12 protein-coding genes are annotated in these 15,692 nt (G+C 44.4%); 6 read left to right on the top strand and 6 right to left on the bottom strand.

The genetic code is table 11. The annotated features are described in order from the left end of the window. Nucleotides 1-168: 168 nt before the first annotated feature. The 5 genes from FS373_RS04820 to FS373_RS04800 form a co-directional block, all read right to left on the bottom strand. Nucleotides 169-876: an IS6 family transposase gene (locus FS373_RS04820; protein WP_152828859.1), complete on the bottom strand. Its 708-nt coding sequence runs from the start codon at nt 874-876 to the stop codon at nt 169-171. A gap of 279 nt (nt 877-1,155) precedes the next feature. Beyond that, nucleotides 1,156-2,127 (bottom strand): PstS family phosphate ABC transporter substrate-binding protein, encoded by a 972-nt coding sequence (locus tag FS373_RS04815; RefSeq protein WP_144047541.1) that lies wholly within the window; start codon nt 2,125-2,127, stop codon nt 1,156-1,158. A 240-nt stretch (nt 2,128-2,367) separates the two neighbouring features. After that, a complete protein-coding gene (gene phoR / locus FS373_RS04810) occupies nt 2,368-3,675 on the bottom strand; it encodes a phosphate regulon sensor histidine kinase PhoR (protein WP_152828858.1) in 1,308 nt (435 codons plus the stop codon). A gap of 82 nt (nt 3,676-3,757) precedes the next feature. Then, nucleotides 3,758-4,447: a phosphate regulon transcriptional regulator PhoB gene (gene phoB / locus FS373_RS04805; protein ID WP_144047542.1), complete on the bottom strand. Its 690-nt coding sequence runs from the start codon at nt 4,445-4,447 to the stop codon at nt 3,758-3,760. 193 nt (nt 4,448-4,640) lie between these two features. Further along, nucleotides 4,641-5,600, bottom strand: coding sequence for a porin (locus tag FS373_RS04800; RefSeq protein ID WP_144047543.1), 960 nt, complete (start codon nt 5,598-5,600; stop codon nt 4,641-4,643). A gap of 292 nt (nt 5,601-5,892) precedes the next feature. Between FS373_RS04800 and rdgC the strand changes: the two genes are divergently transcribed. Next, entirely contained in the window at nt 5,893-6,804 is a 912-nt protein-coding gene (rdgC, locus tag FS373_RS04795) for a recombination-associated protein RdgC (protein WP_144047544.1), read from the top strand. 67 nt (nt 6,805-6,871) lie between these two features. Here the strand turns inward: rdgC and FS373_RS04790 are convergent, their stop codons facing one another. After that, complete coding sequence (locus tag FS373_RS04790; protein ID WP_144047545.1) at nt 6,872-8,677, bottom strand: M61 family metallopeptidase; 1,806 nt, start codon at nt 8,675-8,677, stop codon at nt 6,872-6,874. Between the two features lie 168 nt (nt 8,678-8,845). Here FS373_RS04790 and FS373_RS04785 point away from each other — a divergent pair, with 168 nt between their 5' ends. From FS373_RS04785 to FS373_RS04765, 5 genes are all read left to right on the top strand, one after another. Then, complete coding sequence (locus FS373_RS04785) at nt 8,846-11,008, top strand: tetratricopeptide repeat protein (RefSeq protein WP_152828857.1); 2,163 nt, start codon at nt 8,846-8,848, stop codon at nt 11,006-11,008. Nucleotides 11,009-11,142: 134 nt separating this feature from the next. Beyond that, on the top strand, nt 11,143-12,699 hold the full coding sequence (locus tag FS373_RS04780) for a GGDEF domain-containing protein (RefSeq protein WP_144047547.1): 1,557 nt from the start codon (nt 11,143-11,145) through the stop codon (nt 12,697-12,699). 102 nt (nt 12,700-12,801) lie between these two features. After that, nucleotides 12,802-14,154: a nucleotide 5'-monophosphate nucleosidase PpnN gene (ppnN, locus tag FS373_RS04775; protein ID WP_144047548.1), complete on the top strand. Its 1,353-nt coding sequence runs from the start codon at nt 12,802-12,804 to the stop codon at nt 14,152-14,154. A gap of 103 nt (nt 14,155-14,257) precedes the next feature. Next, on the top strand, nt 14,258-15,031 hold the full coding sequence (xni, locus tag FS373_RS04770; protein WP_144047549.1) for a flap endonuclease Xni: 774 nt from the start codon (nt 14,258-14,260) through the stop codon (nt 15,029-15,031). Nucleotides 15,032-15,191: 160 nt separating this feature from the next. After that, nucleotides 15,192-15,578, top strand: a complete 387-nt coding sequence (locus FS373_RS04765; protein ID WP_144047550.1) for a DUF3192 domain-containing protein — start codon at nt 15,192-15,194, stop codon at nt 15,576-15,578. The last annotated feature ends 114 nt before the right edge of the window (nt 15,579-15,692 follow it).

Below are 15,692 nucleotides of genomic sequence, written 5' to 3'. Positions count from 1 at the left end.
GATTTCTCATACTTGTGTGCTTGATGTTTCCTGCAGTGTCGGCTGAAGAGGGGTTAGCAGAAATCTCAAAAAATTGAGCGACCCAACATCGAATACCTGGGCACTTTTTACGGCTCTGTTGCAAAGATTGAGCCTAGCCCGAAAGTACTCCGGTTATCTGGATGATTATTAATAGTTTACCAGTGCATTGGTGATTAGACGGATCTCTCCTGCTATTCCTTGACCGGATAACCAGGTATTGAACTGCCCTTTTTTAAACATGTGCATCACTTCAAATCCTTTGATAGTGGCATAAGCCGTCTTCATCGATTTGAATCCTCTCACAGGATTGATGAGCCTTTTCAGTTTTCCATGATCAGCTTCTACCGCATTGTTCAGGTATTTAATTTGCCGGTGTTCAAGCGCTTCAGGACATTTGCCTTCTTGCTTTAATTCCGTAATGGCTACACCGTAGGAAGCGGCCTTGTCGGTATTGATGGCGGAGGGACATTCCCAGCATTTGAGCCCTTTCAAAGCTTTACCCAAAAACCGTTTAGCCGCCTTAGCATTACGTCTGGACGATAAATAAAAGTCGATGGTATGACCTTGTTTATCGACAGCCCGATACAGATACACCCATTTGCCTTTCACTTTGATGTAGGTTTCATCGACCTTCCTGCTTAATCCTGCTTTGGGCTTCCAATACCACCTTAATCGTTTTTCTATTTCTGGCGCATAACGCTGAACCCAGCGATAAATCGTACTGTGGTCAACATTGATACCACGCTCACTGAGCATCTCTTCGAGTTCTCGATAGCTGATCCCGTATTTACAATACCAACGTACAGCCCAAATGATAATGTCGTGGGAAAATTGTCGATACTTAATGAGTGTCATGAGATAGCAGGCCTAAAACAAAAGAGGAGCTTAGCTGATTCGACGATCTTTGCAACAGAGCCCATTTTGAAAGAGCTGCTAACAGTTTTAAATGATGCTGTCATAAAGCAAAAAAACCGCCGATTAAGGCGGTTTTTTATTTTCCTAACGGTTACGTGTGGTCAATGTGTGGACGCCTAAACTATGGTTCCATTATAAATCAATAACTTACAAGCTTACAGCAAGCCTCAGATGAGGCCTTTTGAACATTATCAGTCTAGCGATATGAAGATTGTAGACTTAAAGGCGAATGCCCGCTTTGGCTAAATCTTTAGCTGTCACACTAAGTGGTAGTGGCACATAACCATCTTTCTCTACGATTTGCTGACCTTGCTTAGACAGTGCAAACTTCAAGAATTCACGGTCCATTGGTGATAGGTCTTTGTTCGGATGCTTGTTCACATAAACATATAGATAACGTGATAATGGGTAAGTACCGCTTGCCGCATTAGCCGCATTAGCTTCGATATACTTAGTCCCCTTCTTCGCAATGGCCACCGCCCTCACGCCTGCAGTCTTGTAGCCGATACCCGAGTAACCTATGGCATTGAGTGACTGAGACACAGACTGAACCACAGATGCAGAACCTGGCTGCTCATTCACGTTTGCCTTGAAGTCACCTTTACACAGTGCTTTCTTCTTGAAGTAACCATAAGTACCCGATACTGAGTTACGACCATAAAGCTGTACATCACGAGCAGACCAACTACCTTCCAGACCTAAGTCGCCCCAACGCTTAACATCGCTGCCACCACATTTATGCGTCGCAGAGAAGATGTCGTCAATCTGTTCGATGCTGAGGCCTTTAATTGGGTTATCTTTATGGACAAATACCGCTAAGGCATCGATAGCGACACGAATCGCCGTTGGCTGGTAGCCATAATGCTTCTCGAACGCTTCAATTTCGTTAGGCTTCATCTTACGGCTCATAGGACCGAACTGAGAAGTCCCTTCCGTGAGCGCTGGAGGCGCAGTAGAAGAGCCAGCCGCTTGAATTTGGATGTTCACGTTAGGATACATCTCTTTAAACTCTTCGGCCCAAAGCGTCATCATGTTAGCCAGAGTATCTGAGCCTACAGAAGATAGGTTACCCGATACGCCGCTTGTTTTTTCATAAACAGGTAGTGACGGATCGATTGCAGCAATTGATGCTGCAGAGAATAAACTAGCGGCTGTTAAACTAACCGCGCCGACAAGCTGTTTCAGTTTCATTCTTTGCTCCAGTGTTAAGCGTACTTGCTCATTAATTGAATTAACATTTAAGTTGCAGCCAGTATCTGTTTCTATGATGACAAGTCTATTACTCTGGTGTGACACTTAGATGACAATGTGCGTTTTAAGTGAATTTTTAATGTCTGGTTAAGCTATACACGTTAGTGGCCTCCGATTACCCTGAGCAAAAAGCAGACTCAAGGTCTGCTTTTTTGTGAACTCGCTAGCCCAATCACTTTTTTAATCGGTGTGGTGAGTCCCTTCGATGAGATTCGTCGGGATAACGAAGCTGAATGTACTGCCCTTGCCAAGTTCACTCTCAATCATTAACTCACTCTGATGATTACTCAGGGCATGTTTAGTGATGGCCAGGCCTAAGCCTGTACCGCCTCTTTGACGGGTTCTGGCACTGTCCACTCGATAGAAGCGCTCGGTTAACCTGCCGATATGCTGGGACGCAATACCATCACCACTGTCGGTGACGCTAAACAAGCCACCTGTCGCGACTCGTTTCCAACATACCCTTATCTGACCACCGGGCTCTGTATATCGAATCGCATTAGATATGAGGTTAGAGCAAGCACTCCTAAGCTCAATTTCATTGCCATAGAGATGATAGTCAGCCTCACAATCAAAACTCAAATTGTATCCCCCCTGAGACAAGGCATTGGCTTCCTCTTTTAACACCTCGATCATATGGTCCATATTGATAATATTGCTTAAATTTAATTCAGCTGAATCTTCTATTCTGGACAGGACTAAGAGTTGTTCGACCATAGAGCGCATGCGATTGGTTTGTTGCTGCATCTGGTCCATCGCCTTAACATTTGGCGAGCCAGGTTCTGCCATGGACTGCATCATCTCCAGATAACCTTGCAGCACTGTGAGTGGGGTTTTCAGCTCGTGAGATACGTTAGCGACAAAATCTTTGCGCATCCCCTCGAGTTGCCTCACCCGAGTAATATCTCTGGCGATAAGCAGGAACTGACCCGTGCCATAGCCCATGATACGGATCTCCAGAATGCGTCCCTCAGAGAGTGGCGATGCCAACTCGAATGGCTCTTGATAGGCAGCTTTCTTGAGGTAATGAGAAAAATCAGGATGACGAATTAAGTTATCGATTCTCTGGCCGCTATCCAGTGGCCAAACGAAACCCAATAACAGCTGGGCAAGCTTGTTACACCAGATGATGTTGTGCTCAGAATCTAACACCACAGCAGCATCGGGAAGTGCCTCTGCGCCTTGCCTGAAGCGACCAAGCAGGAACGCTAATTGGGAGACACGTTTACGGTTTTTCCCCTGAAGGCGATAAATACCATTGAAGACACCTTCCCAACTACCGCGACCATTTGGCGGGGTTAGCCTTCTGTCACGCCATAACCAGAAGTTGAGCCTGGAGAGCTGGCGATAATGCCAGAACAGCAATGCCAGAGTACCGATCAGGAGAACCCAGACAACTTCGCCCAGGAGCAGACCAAGAATAAAACATAACACCAGATAGGTTACTAATCGAGATAGTAGTCGATAACCCGAATATGAATCAAACATAGAAATTGCATCGAAACCATAGGTAAGAGACGGGCACAAGATAACCTAAATTAGATCTCGTGCCTAACGCTTTCAAGCTAAGTTACAGTCTCGTTGAGAATCGGTAACCGGCACCACGAACCGTTTGAATCAGACGATCGTGTTCAGATGGCTCAATCGCCTTTCGTAAGCGCCTGATATGCACATCGACCGTTCTGTCTTCAACATAGACATTGGTGCCCCAAACATTATCGAGTAACTGCTCACGACTGTAAACCCGCTCAGGATGAGTCATAAAGAAATGCAGTAACCTGAATTCTGTCGGCCCCATATCCAATACCAGATCCCCTACGGTCACTCTGTGACTGACAGGGTCTAACATAAGCCCCTGAACATCGATAGGCTCTTCTGAACTGGTAGGAGAGCTGCGGCGCATCACTGCCTTGATTCTAGCCACTAACTCTTTCGGAGAGAATGGCTTAGTGATGTAGTCGTCGGCGCCCACTTCCAGGCCGCGCACCTTATCTTCCTCTTCACCACGCGCCGTGAGCATGATAATAGGGATCTGACGAGTAAACTCATCCTGGCGCAGACGCTTTGCAAGTTGGATCCCGCTACCGCCTGGAAACATCCAGTCTAATAAAATAAGATCGGGATACGGCTCCGATATCATGTCTAGTGCGGAATCGAAATCTTCCGCCGATGTTGTGGTAAAACCATGTTGCTCTAGAACAAATGTCAGCATCTCTCGGATAGCCAACTCATCTTCAACAATTAATATCTTAGCAGTCATATGCAATCTTCTGTCAGTGAATGTTCGCGCTTCTATTATTGGTCAGTTTTATTACAAAATTATGATCGGCTAGGCATATATTGTCATAAAGTGCAGATTATTGTCATAAAACTTATATCAAAGGGTAAAAGTACAGCATAAAAAAAGGAGGCCTAAGCCTCCTTATTCTCGCTTTGTTCTTTAATCAGAACAGTTAGAACTTATGTTCGATACCAAGACCTAGGAACTTGTCATCGTTTTCAACGTTTTCGTATGAACGATTAGTATAGAAAGCAATAAGCTTAGTCGGCTTACCTAGCTTGTAATCGGCGCCCACTGTCCATGAATCACCCTTGTTTTCCATGTCCTGATACTGAGTTTTAAGTACCACAGCATCGATAGTGTAAGACGCGCTTAAAAGGTAACCTGTGTAGCTGTCTCCATCGAAAGGATTAACGACATCATTATCATCGTATTCATAAACCTTCTCTTCCTGTTGATACATGGCGCCAAGCTTAAATCCAGCAATCTTGCCTTGAACCGTTGCACGAGCAACTTGGTAGCCCTTAACGTCTGAATCATAGGCGATAGAAGCATAGATAGGTGACTTCTTAAGACCCTTGTCACCATACATGGCAGCCAAACTGTATCCATCTTGCTCTAACTGGTCACTGTCACCACTTGCCGCATAAGTCACACCAAACTTAAAACCACTGAAAGAAGGCGTAATATACGTGGCGGTCTGGGCCAGGCGGTTTTCACCCTTAAATAGGTTCTTGATATCGCCAGACATATCGTTAAACAGGTCGACTTTACCTTGGGACTGCTTAAGCTGGGTATCGTTACGACCCACAGCTATTGAACCAAAACCGCCTCTGAGACCCACAAATTGGTTACGGGCCTTGAAATTCTCTTTGTCATCATCACCGGTATCAACTTCATACTCGATAGTATAAAACGCCTCTAATGAACTGCTAAGCTCGAACGCCCCCTTCACACCAAAACGTGACGCGTTACTTTGAATCGTAGTCTCTGAATCACCGTTAACATCATTAGACTGAGCCGTGATGTTCAACTTACCGTAGACAGTGAGAGGATCTGCCGCATGTGCAGAAGCTAGAGTGGCGGTAGCAAGCGCAGAAGCTAGTAAAGTTTTACAAAAAACGTTCATCATTTAATCCTTTCGACGTATCTGTTCGTCTGGGTTATTGGTTTGGACGGCCAGAAGTTTGCAATGTTTCTGTTGCAGTTTTATTTCAATCTAGATCAATTTTCATAAAAAACCAGTAACCAAGAGAAAAAATAAAAACAAACCCCATATACATCAAGGGATACAGAGCAACAAAACCGAATGTGACAGTTTTATGAATTATCCTGAACCTTGCCATATTCATAAGTACTTTCGGGTTTACCAGAGAGTGACAATGTCTTACACTGCGGCTTCATTTTTTGATTGAGCGCCTATTATGTGGTTTAAGAACCTGACTGTTTATCGTTTTAATAAACCTTTCTCTGTTGACACTGAGGCTCTTGAAAAGTCATTGGAAGACTTCACTTTCTCTCCATGCTCAAGTCAAGACATCAGCAAATTCGGTTTCTCTAATGCTCTGGGGAAACAGGGGCAAACTCTGGTTCACAGTGCCAGTAACAGACACCTAATCTGTGCAACTAAAGAAGAAAAAATCCTTCCTTCACAAGTGGTTAAAGAAGCCTTAGAAGATAAAGTCGCTCAAATCGAAGCCGAAGAAGATCGCAAACTCGCTAAGAAAGAGAAAGACGCATTAAAAGACGAAATAATCATCACCTTATTGCCGCGCGCCTTCTCAAGACGTAGTCAAATTCGCGCCCTGATCATCCCTGAGATTGAGATGATCTTGGTCGACAGTTCGAGCGCAGCTAAGTCCGAAGAGTTTTTGGCTTTGTTACGTAAAGCTATGGGCTCTTTGCCGATCATCCCTCTGAGTTTTAAGGCGCCTATCGAGAGTCAATTAACCGATTGGGTTAAGACTAACTCGACGCCTGCACCTTTCGAGATGCAAGATGAAGCTGAATTTAAGTCAGACTCAGATGAAGGTGGCATTGTCCGTTTCAAACAACAAGACTTGACCGAAGCCGAAGTGCTAGCCCATATCGAAGTGGGTAAGCAAGTTCATAAACTGGCGCTGCATTTCGGCGAATCGATTGCTTTCTTATTGCAATCAGATGCTGGCATCAAGCGCCTCAAGTTCTCTGAAGAGTTCAGAGCCGGCAATGATGAAGTGGGTACCGAAGATCCTATGGCCAGACTCGACGCCGATTTCGCCTTGATGGGTAGCGAGCTTATCGCCTTAATGAACTCACTGGTAGACGTCTTAGGTGGACTGGAAGAGAGTATCTAATACCTTAACCCGTTACAAAAAACCGCTAACAACTTCTGTTTTTAGCGGTTTTTTAATGGAAATCAGTTTAACTATCCGATTTTAATTCGCCATTATTATCGAACGGCCAATCGATACCTAACCAGGCTTTAAAGAAGGCTTTCTGACCTCGACTTGGCTTATCCACACTCAACAGCTTCAGCTTATCACTCTGCTGCTCACCCAGTTTCAGCGTCACCTGTTTGAGACGGTCATCGCTAAACAGGCTCACTACAATCTCAGCTCCCGGCTTAAAGTCTTTGATTCTGGAATCAAAACCTTTGCTGGTAACCTTCAGTCCATTGATGGCTACAATTTCATCCCCAAGCACGATGCCCGCATTCCAGGCGGGTCCATTACGCAAGACTTCCGCAAGTTTAAGTGAGTCACCGCTCAACTTAATTCCGACATAGGCCGTGGCTTTCGAGTCATCCCCATAACCAGGCTTTAAGCCGGCATTTTCTAGCAAGGAGGGAAAATCCAAGCTCATAGGTGAATTAACATGGGTCTGCCACCATGTTTGATAATCTTTACCCGACAGATCTTTTAAGATCTGTTTAACATCAGAAACTGAATAACCCGCTGGGATCTTATGCTGATTGTAGAGCGCTTTATGAACGTCACGATATGAATGAGCAAGATCTGTGTCATTGAGCAGTGAAAAATCCAGGGCCAAAGAAGCGAGGTAGCCTTCAGAGTAGATGTTAGCACTGTGGTTAACCGCATAATCTCCACCCGTGCTCGCCCATTTGCCGACGCTCGCTTCTTGCACCGACTGAACTTCACGCCCCGGCGTCCTCTCACTCTGGGCAATTCGCTTGGCTAAGTCTTCAAAAAATTCTTTAGCCGTGATCACCCCAGCTCTGAGTAACAACTGGCTTTGAAAATAGCTTGTCGAACCTTCGGCAATCCATAACAGTTCAGATATATTTTCTTTCTGGTAGTCGTAGGGCACCAAACCTTGAGGCCTGTAAGCCTTCACATTCCAGGTATGAATAAACTCATGGGAAGCGGTTTTAATGAAGCCTAAATAGTCTTCACGCTCTCGATAACTGAAACGAGGACGCTGAATCACAGTCGAGTTCAGATGCTCAGTTGCACCTCGGGCACCACTGGTGGCATGCACCATGTAGACATAACGCTCAAAAGGGTAGCCATCCCAGATAGCCCTTGCCTGACCACTAAGCTTGGTCAGATCGGTAACCATCTGTTCAATGTCATAGTTGCCCTCTCCCCACACGACCAATTCATAATCCCGGCCATCGGCGGAGAACCCTCTGTGATGACTAATTCCCGTCTCTATCGGAGAGTCCACCAACACATCATAATTGCTCGCCTCAAACGAATGAGGCTTTCCTCCAGGCTCCATACCTGAATAACTATTCCATTCATCTGGCACGACTAATTCGACCTTGATCTTCTGGTCCTTAAAATCAGGGCTATATACCAAGGTACCACTGGCATCCAAGAAAGCATGAGTTGCATCTATATGCCCAATCCTTTGACCTAATTGATTAGCATATAGCTGATAAGTCACAGTGACCGACGTTGGCTGTTCAAGCTCAACCGTCCACTCACCACTGGCACTTCGCGTATAGGGCAAGACCTTTCCCGACTCATCTTGCGCACTAAAATAGCGAATACCATCGGCTAAGGGTAAGACCTGATACTTGCCTGTTCGCCACACTGGAAGATTGATTTTCAGCTCTGTGGTTGCAGACTCTGGAAATCCCACCTCAACCTTAGCCAGATGATGCTGAGAGTCAGTGAGATCTATGCGATAGCTGACCTCAGCGAAAATTGATGAGGAAAAAAATGCACTTAAAGTTAAAATCAATGGGACTGCTGGTTTCACTCTTGATTCCTTCTGTTATGATTGTTATTTATTTTTATAATAAGATCGAGAGTATATCTCTATTTCGCAGACTCGGCATCACTAAAACCTATGCCTCTACGAGTCGATTTTGAGACAATACAATGACTGACCGAACGTCCCTTTAAGAGGGCAAGGTATCTGCTTCTTATGCGTATTTTTTTTGTATCTGTGATTTTTTTGCTACTTTTAGCCGCACCTTCGACTTACGCTCAAGATCATGTCGCCCTTGAAATTAAGTTAAAAGAATCGCCTGTCGAGCTGTTACAAGAATTACAAGCCTCAATCACCTTACCCATATCTGCCACTAGTCTCTCTGTTTTTGAACGAGTAGCCAGCGACCAAGGTTACCGAGTCGATGAGCTAAAATATAAACTGCAGCTGCTCACACGACTCTATCTCAGCACCTATGTGAAAGAGAAAGATAAATATCGTAAAACCGAGGCATTATTGTCGCTGCTGGAGATCATAGGAACCACAGCCTACGATGAAAGCTACCTACAAATGTTAAAAGGTAGATACATAGCCAGGAGTCAACATGATTACCAACAAGCACTGCCCCATTATGACCAAGCACTCAGCCTGATAGAGAGTGAGCAAGATCTGCAAGCCCAGCTATTAAAACAGCTCATCCATTATCATCTTGGCAGCTTACATCGTATCTTGCATCAGGATAAACTGGCGCTAATTCACCTAAAACTGTATAGAGACACGACCTATCAGCTTAGGACCGATTACCTGATTGCCCACGCAGAGTCCGCTTTAGGCGACTTCTATAATAAACGGGATCAGTTATCTTTAGCATTACAACATTACAGCGAAGCACTTAGACTCTCGAACCGTCAGGATAAACCTTTTCTCAAGGCTAATTTACAACTACAGCTGGCAAGGGTATATCGGGACCTAGAGTCTTGGGATGAAGCCACCCAATACGCCCATGATGCAGATGAAGGCTTTAAGGCACTTAATATGAATCGGTTACGTTCTCATTGCATGACAGTGATGGCTATGGTTCATGCCAATCAAAACAACTGGAATCAGGCTATCGATTACTATCTCAATGCCCAACAGCTCGATTACAAAGATCAAAATGTGATTGCTCAAGCATTAAATTATCATAATTTAGGCGAGGCCTATTTCAATAACGGCAACACCAAAACGTCTTTTGAATTTCTGTTTAAGTCCAATGCCATTTTTCTTGCCAGAAAGAGTAACCATTATCTTGTTTTTAATGACCTCTTGATTGCCCAAGTTGCCGTTGCCAATAAAGATTGGCTACTGGCGAAAAAACATAGCACCTTAGCCTTACACAATGCAGAGAATCTTAAGCTCAAAGATGAACAGATAGAAGCATTACAATATCAGTCTCAGGCATATAGAAACCTTAAACAGAGTGACAAGGCCCTTGCGACACTGGATAAGCTCATCGCCCTTAACTTATCCACGCCAGAGACACTAGATACTCCCACCGACTACACTTCATCGGTACTTGCCGAGCAAAAATTAAAGCTTGAAGTACATAAGCTTCAAGGCGAAAGAAGTGTACTCAGCACCCAGTTAACACGTTCGAGACTACTCTTGATCACCGCGGTGATTTTGGTGTGCTTAGTATCACTCATTGGAGTGAATCAATGGCGAAGAAAAAGCGTATTAGCAGTTAGCTTATTAGAGGCTAGAGGCAAAAGCGTTATCGAGCCAGTGAGTGGTTTACCTGGCTATAAAGGCTTCATCGAAGAGCTTGAGTCACAAAATAAAGACACTCCTCATGCCATAGCCTTAGTTTCACTGACGGGTCAATTAAACGCAGATATCAATCAAGGTTTTCAGTGCAATAACAACATGAATAAAATTCAGCTCCAAGCTCTGGCTCACAGTTTAGCAGGGAAGGTATACCTTATTCGGCCTGGATTATTTATTCTGTCTCTGAGAGAGCCTGTCACAGCCAATGAGTTATTGCAAAAGTCCCGTAACGCCATTGATAAAGATTATGGTGACACCTCTATCCATATAGGCATGCTGCCTCTTCCTCTGCTGATGGATCCCGACATTAAATTGTCTGCCGAGGTTCATTTTGGTGCAGTACAGATGACGCTAGCGGCCGCACTGAGTCTGGGGCAGGACACTGATTACTATGTTTCCATTAAAGCATTGAACTTTGCTCCAGCGGCTATCTTTGCAACACCGCTATATTTACACTTGGAAAAGGGCATAATGCGTGGGTTACTGAAGGTCGATACCAATGGTGACAAGAAAAAAATTCTATGGCCCAGGTGGAAAAGCCATGAACATCTGGATATAACAGAATTAGCCTAATCAAGATGATTAATAATCGCGCTAGACTAAAATGAGGTTTGCACTCCAAAGGGATTGCTATAACATTAGAAGTACAAATTTACATTTGAAATAATTTTTTCATTTTTTTGCCTTGAAGAAGTAGGACACGGTTAATGAAGGATTCGATGGCAAACACATCTCAGCTCAGTTTATTAAAGCAAAAACTTCATTCGGCTAGAGCCGCACTCGATAGCATGAACGAAGACAGAAATGATAAATTGAGGACACTAGTACAGTTTATTGGTCATCTGAGTCTTGCCTGCAAGGGACAAAGTCTTGAGCTCGATAATAAACTGGCTAAATTAAGACATCATTTTACTGATTTCGAGACAGTCGAAGAATCGCTACCTGAATTAGTTGAGGTTGAGCAGCTTCTTAAGCAACAATATAACCATGTCATGGTTCAACTCGAAGACAGTAGAGCCAGCTTATCCCGGGTCATCAGGCAGATACAGCGAGTCCAATCTGTTCCCGAAAAGGTCAAGAAAGAGATCAGTTACTTCAAGAAAGATCTCGCCAAGCCTTTCCATACTTTCTGGGACTATATCCCTAAAGTCGAAAAACTGGTTGGCTTTTATGAAAGCATATTGGAAGAGCAGCTGGCACAGGGTGATAAACTCGTCGTGCTCCCCAAGCATCGTCAACTGGCTCATGAACTCGCTCAAATGATCTCCGAGATCGAATTTCGCAAAGATCAGCGGGATCGAATACTCGTGCTCAAAGAGGTGCTTTCTAACGATATTGAAATAGACAGCCTCATCGATGCCTATCAGACAGTGCTTTCTCTGCTACTGGATAATATCGCAAGAGAGAAATCTGCTTCTCAGGAATTTCTCTATGCCTTAAACGACGCCCTGTCTGCAGTGAGAGAAGTGGTAAGTGACTCTTACAACAATAATCAACGCAGCTCTCAACTAAAAAAGCAGCTCAATCGTGAAATTAATACCCGCGTCGATAACGTAGGTGAAGCCATCATAGATATCGATGACATTCATAGATTAAAGTCTCAAGTCACAGAACAGCTAGCCTCGATTCGATCGGCTCTTGGACGCAAAGAGGCCCTCGAGGAGCGCGAACAAGCCTTACTTCGTAAATCTATGGAAGCCATGCGTAAAGAGCTTAACCAGCTAGGTAAGGAAGCCAATACCTTTAAAGAACGGCTATTTGAACAGCAGAAACTCAACTTACTCGATACCTTGACCCAGCTGCCTAACAGGGCCGCCCTCGAAGAGAGAATGGAACAGGAATATCGTAATTATCAACGTCATAAACAACCACTCTGGGTCGCAGTGGCCGATATTGATCACTTTAAAATAATTAACGATAGTTTTGGCCACAGTACGGGTGATAAAACCCTCCAGGTCATCGCCATGGCATTGAAAAATTCACTGCGTGATACTGAGTTTGTCGCCCGCTATGGTGGTGAAGAATTTGTGCTGATTATTCCTGATGTAAACTCCACAGATATTGAACAACTTTTGAACAGAGTGAGGGAGAAAGTAAAAAGTATTCCTTTTAAGTTTAAAAATCAGAGGATTACAGTTACAGTGTCTATAGGTGCTGCACAGATTATTAATAATGAGCTCATCAATGAAACCTTTGATAGAGCCGACGCAGCACTGTATCGAGCAAAACATGAAAGTAGAGACAGAGTGATCATTGACGTGTAGCCTATACCCGTAAGACTCTTAGATATCTTGATAGGCTGGCATCGTATGTAACGATGCCATAAATGCACATCATTGAACTCCAGTCACAGCGAAGGAGTTACTATGATTGTAAAGGTCAGCCCTAAAGGAAGCATGGATCAGCTTTCACAATTGGAAGTCGATCGTCTAAAACAAAGCGCAAAAAGCGAACTATATCAACTTTATCGTAACTGTTCATTGGCCGTTCTCGCATCAGGCCTACAGAGCGATAATGCCGAAAACCTGTTCGAACAATTCAATGATTTCAACATTAATGTTCTACGTCGAGAGCGCGGAATTAAGATTGAATTGACCAACCCTCCGGAAGCCGCCTTTGTCGACGGAAAAATAATCAGAGGCCTTCAGGAGCATCTATTTGCCGTGCTCAGAGATATCGTCTACGTCAGCAATAAATACGATAATCTCAAGCATATCAACCTGACCAACTCTAGCCATATCACCAACGTCGTTTTCGATATTTTACGTAATGGCCAGGTTATTCCACTGGAAGACCCCAACGTTGTCGTGTGCTGGGGTGGGCACAGCATTAATGCCATCGAGTTCCAGTACACTCGCGAAGTGGGCTATGAGCTTGGCTTAAGAGAGATGAACATATGTACCGGCTGTGGTCCAGGCGCCATGGAAGGCCCCATGAAAGGAGCAACGATAGGTCACGCAAAGCAGCGCATATCACAAGCAAGATATGTGGGACTCACAGAGCCCAGCATCATCGCCGCCGAACCTCCTAATCAGATTGTCAACGAGTTGGTGATCCTTCCCGATATAGAGAAGCGTTTAGAAGCCTTCGTCCGCTTAGGTCACGGCATCGTTATTTTTCCTGGCGGAGCAGGCACCGCCGAAGAATTGCTCTATCTACTCGGTATTTTACTCAATAAAGAAAACGAAGGCATGCCCTTCCCCTTGGTACTAACTGGCCCTAAAGAAAGTGCCGATTACTTTATCAAGATCGATGAGTTTATCGGGGCAACCTTAGGAGAAGAAGCCCAGAGTAAATACGAAATAGTCATCGATGACCCAGTGCAAGTCGCCAGAATTATGAGCCATGGTATGGATGTCGTCAAAGATCATAGAAAAAATACAGGCGACTCCTATCAATATAACTGGTCACTGAAAATTGAGCCCGAATTTCAGCTGCCTTTCAACCCCACTCATGAGATGATGAGCAATCTCAACCTGTATTTTCAGGATAACAAGGCGGAACTTGCCGCGAATTTACGCAGAGCGTTTTCAGGCATAGTCGCTGGCAATGTGAAGATGGAAACCATCAAGAGTGTTAAACAACATGGACCCTTCGAAATAAAGGGCGACCCTAAGCTTATGGCTATGATGGATACTCTCCTAAGCGCTTTCGTAAAACAACAGAGAATGAAGTTACCTGGTAGTGAATATGTTCCCTGCTACAAGATAGATAATTAAGCATAACCAAACGTGTAAAAGTCTGAGTTATAGCCAAGCAAGCCGGTAGTAATACGGCTTGCTTGGCTTGCTTTACCTAACAACCAAACGATAAAAACAATAGATGAACACTTTTTTAATTATTGATGGCTTAAACTTAGTCCGTCGCATCCATGCAGCGCAGCCCAATGAGAACGATACTAACGGACTCGATAACCGGGTGGCCTCAGCCTGCAAGAAGTTACTCAAATTCCACCAACCAAGCCATGCGGCGATAGTCTGGGACGGAAACGAGATCTCATGGCGAAAACACCTGTTCGAAGACTATAAAAAAGGGCGAAAACCAATGCCCAAGGCATTGTCTGAGTACTTGCCAAGTTTAAAGCTGCATCTTGCTAAAATACATGTTAACTCCCTGGATGCTAACTCCGAGGCTGACGATGTCATTGCCACCCTAGCAAGCAAACTCGCCGCCAGTGGTGGTGAGGCCATCATAGTATCGACGGATAAAGGCTTCACTCAGCTCAATCACCCTAAGATAAAAAGATGGGACCACTTTAACAAGGCCTATCTGACAGTAGAAGAACGCGAGCAGAAACTGGGGGTTCAACACTCGCAGTTTATCGATTATCTCGCCTTAGCCGGGGACAGCGGTAATAAGATACCAGGCGTTCCGGGTATCGGCCCGAAATCAGCCATTGAGCTATTAAAAATATTTCGCTCTCTTGCCAATATCTATTTGTCTATCGATGAAGTGGGGGCTAAACAGGCAAAGAAGCTCGAAGAGGGTAAACAGATGGCCAGACTTAGCTATAAACTGGTCCAACTGCAGACTGATATGCCATTAAAGGCCAATCTAAGCCAATTTAGATTGCCACAAGAAGCTGTAAGCAGCTAGGTCCACATCGGTTAGATTAGAAAAGAATACACAAAGTTGTAAACATTAAGTTACCTTCTTGTTGTTTACCTAGTAGCGTGAAGTGAGTATCTTATAGAGCTTCATAGGTATAATGTACCTATGTCATCCCGTTATTATGTATCAAGGACCCAGCTCGCAGATGAAATCTAAAGTTCCAGTCATTATCGGCTCTATTTTTGCTGCCTACACCGCCTTTGTCGCTGTCGTGGTACTCGTGTATGAACCGACCCCAGATGAGATGCACTGGGAAGACAGACAGGTTTACAACAATGCAAAATTAGCCGATATCACTATAGGCCAGAGCTTATCAGACATTAAACTATTAATGGGTAAGGCTGATTTTTCGGAAGCTAAAGTGACAGACGATGTTGCATTGCAGGTGCTCTTTTATCGAACTCATCATGCTCAATCCGATGGGGTAACCACCAGAGACGAGTGCACTCCGCTATTATTTAAGGATCAGAAACTGATCGCTTGGGGATCTGATACTTACGATCAATACCTTGCAGCAACCATAGGCGGCTAAACGCTAGTAATAAAAATGATAATCAACAGGCTAGCCATTAACTTTGCTCACTAGCTAGCCTGATTGAATTTACCCTAGCTTAATCTTTCAATAACACCTCTTGCCGCAACGCTT

The organism is Shewanella sp. YLB-07, assembly GCF_009377275.1.
This window is presented reverse-complemented; position numbering and strand designations above follow the sequence as displayed.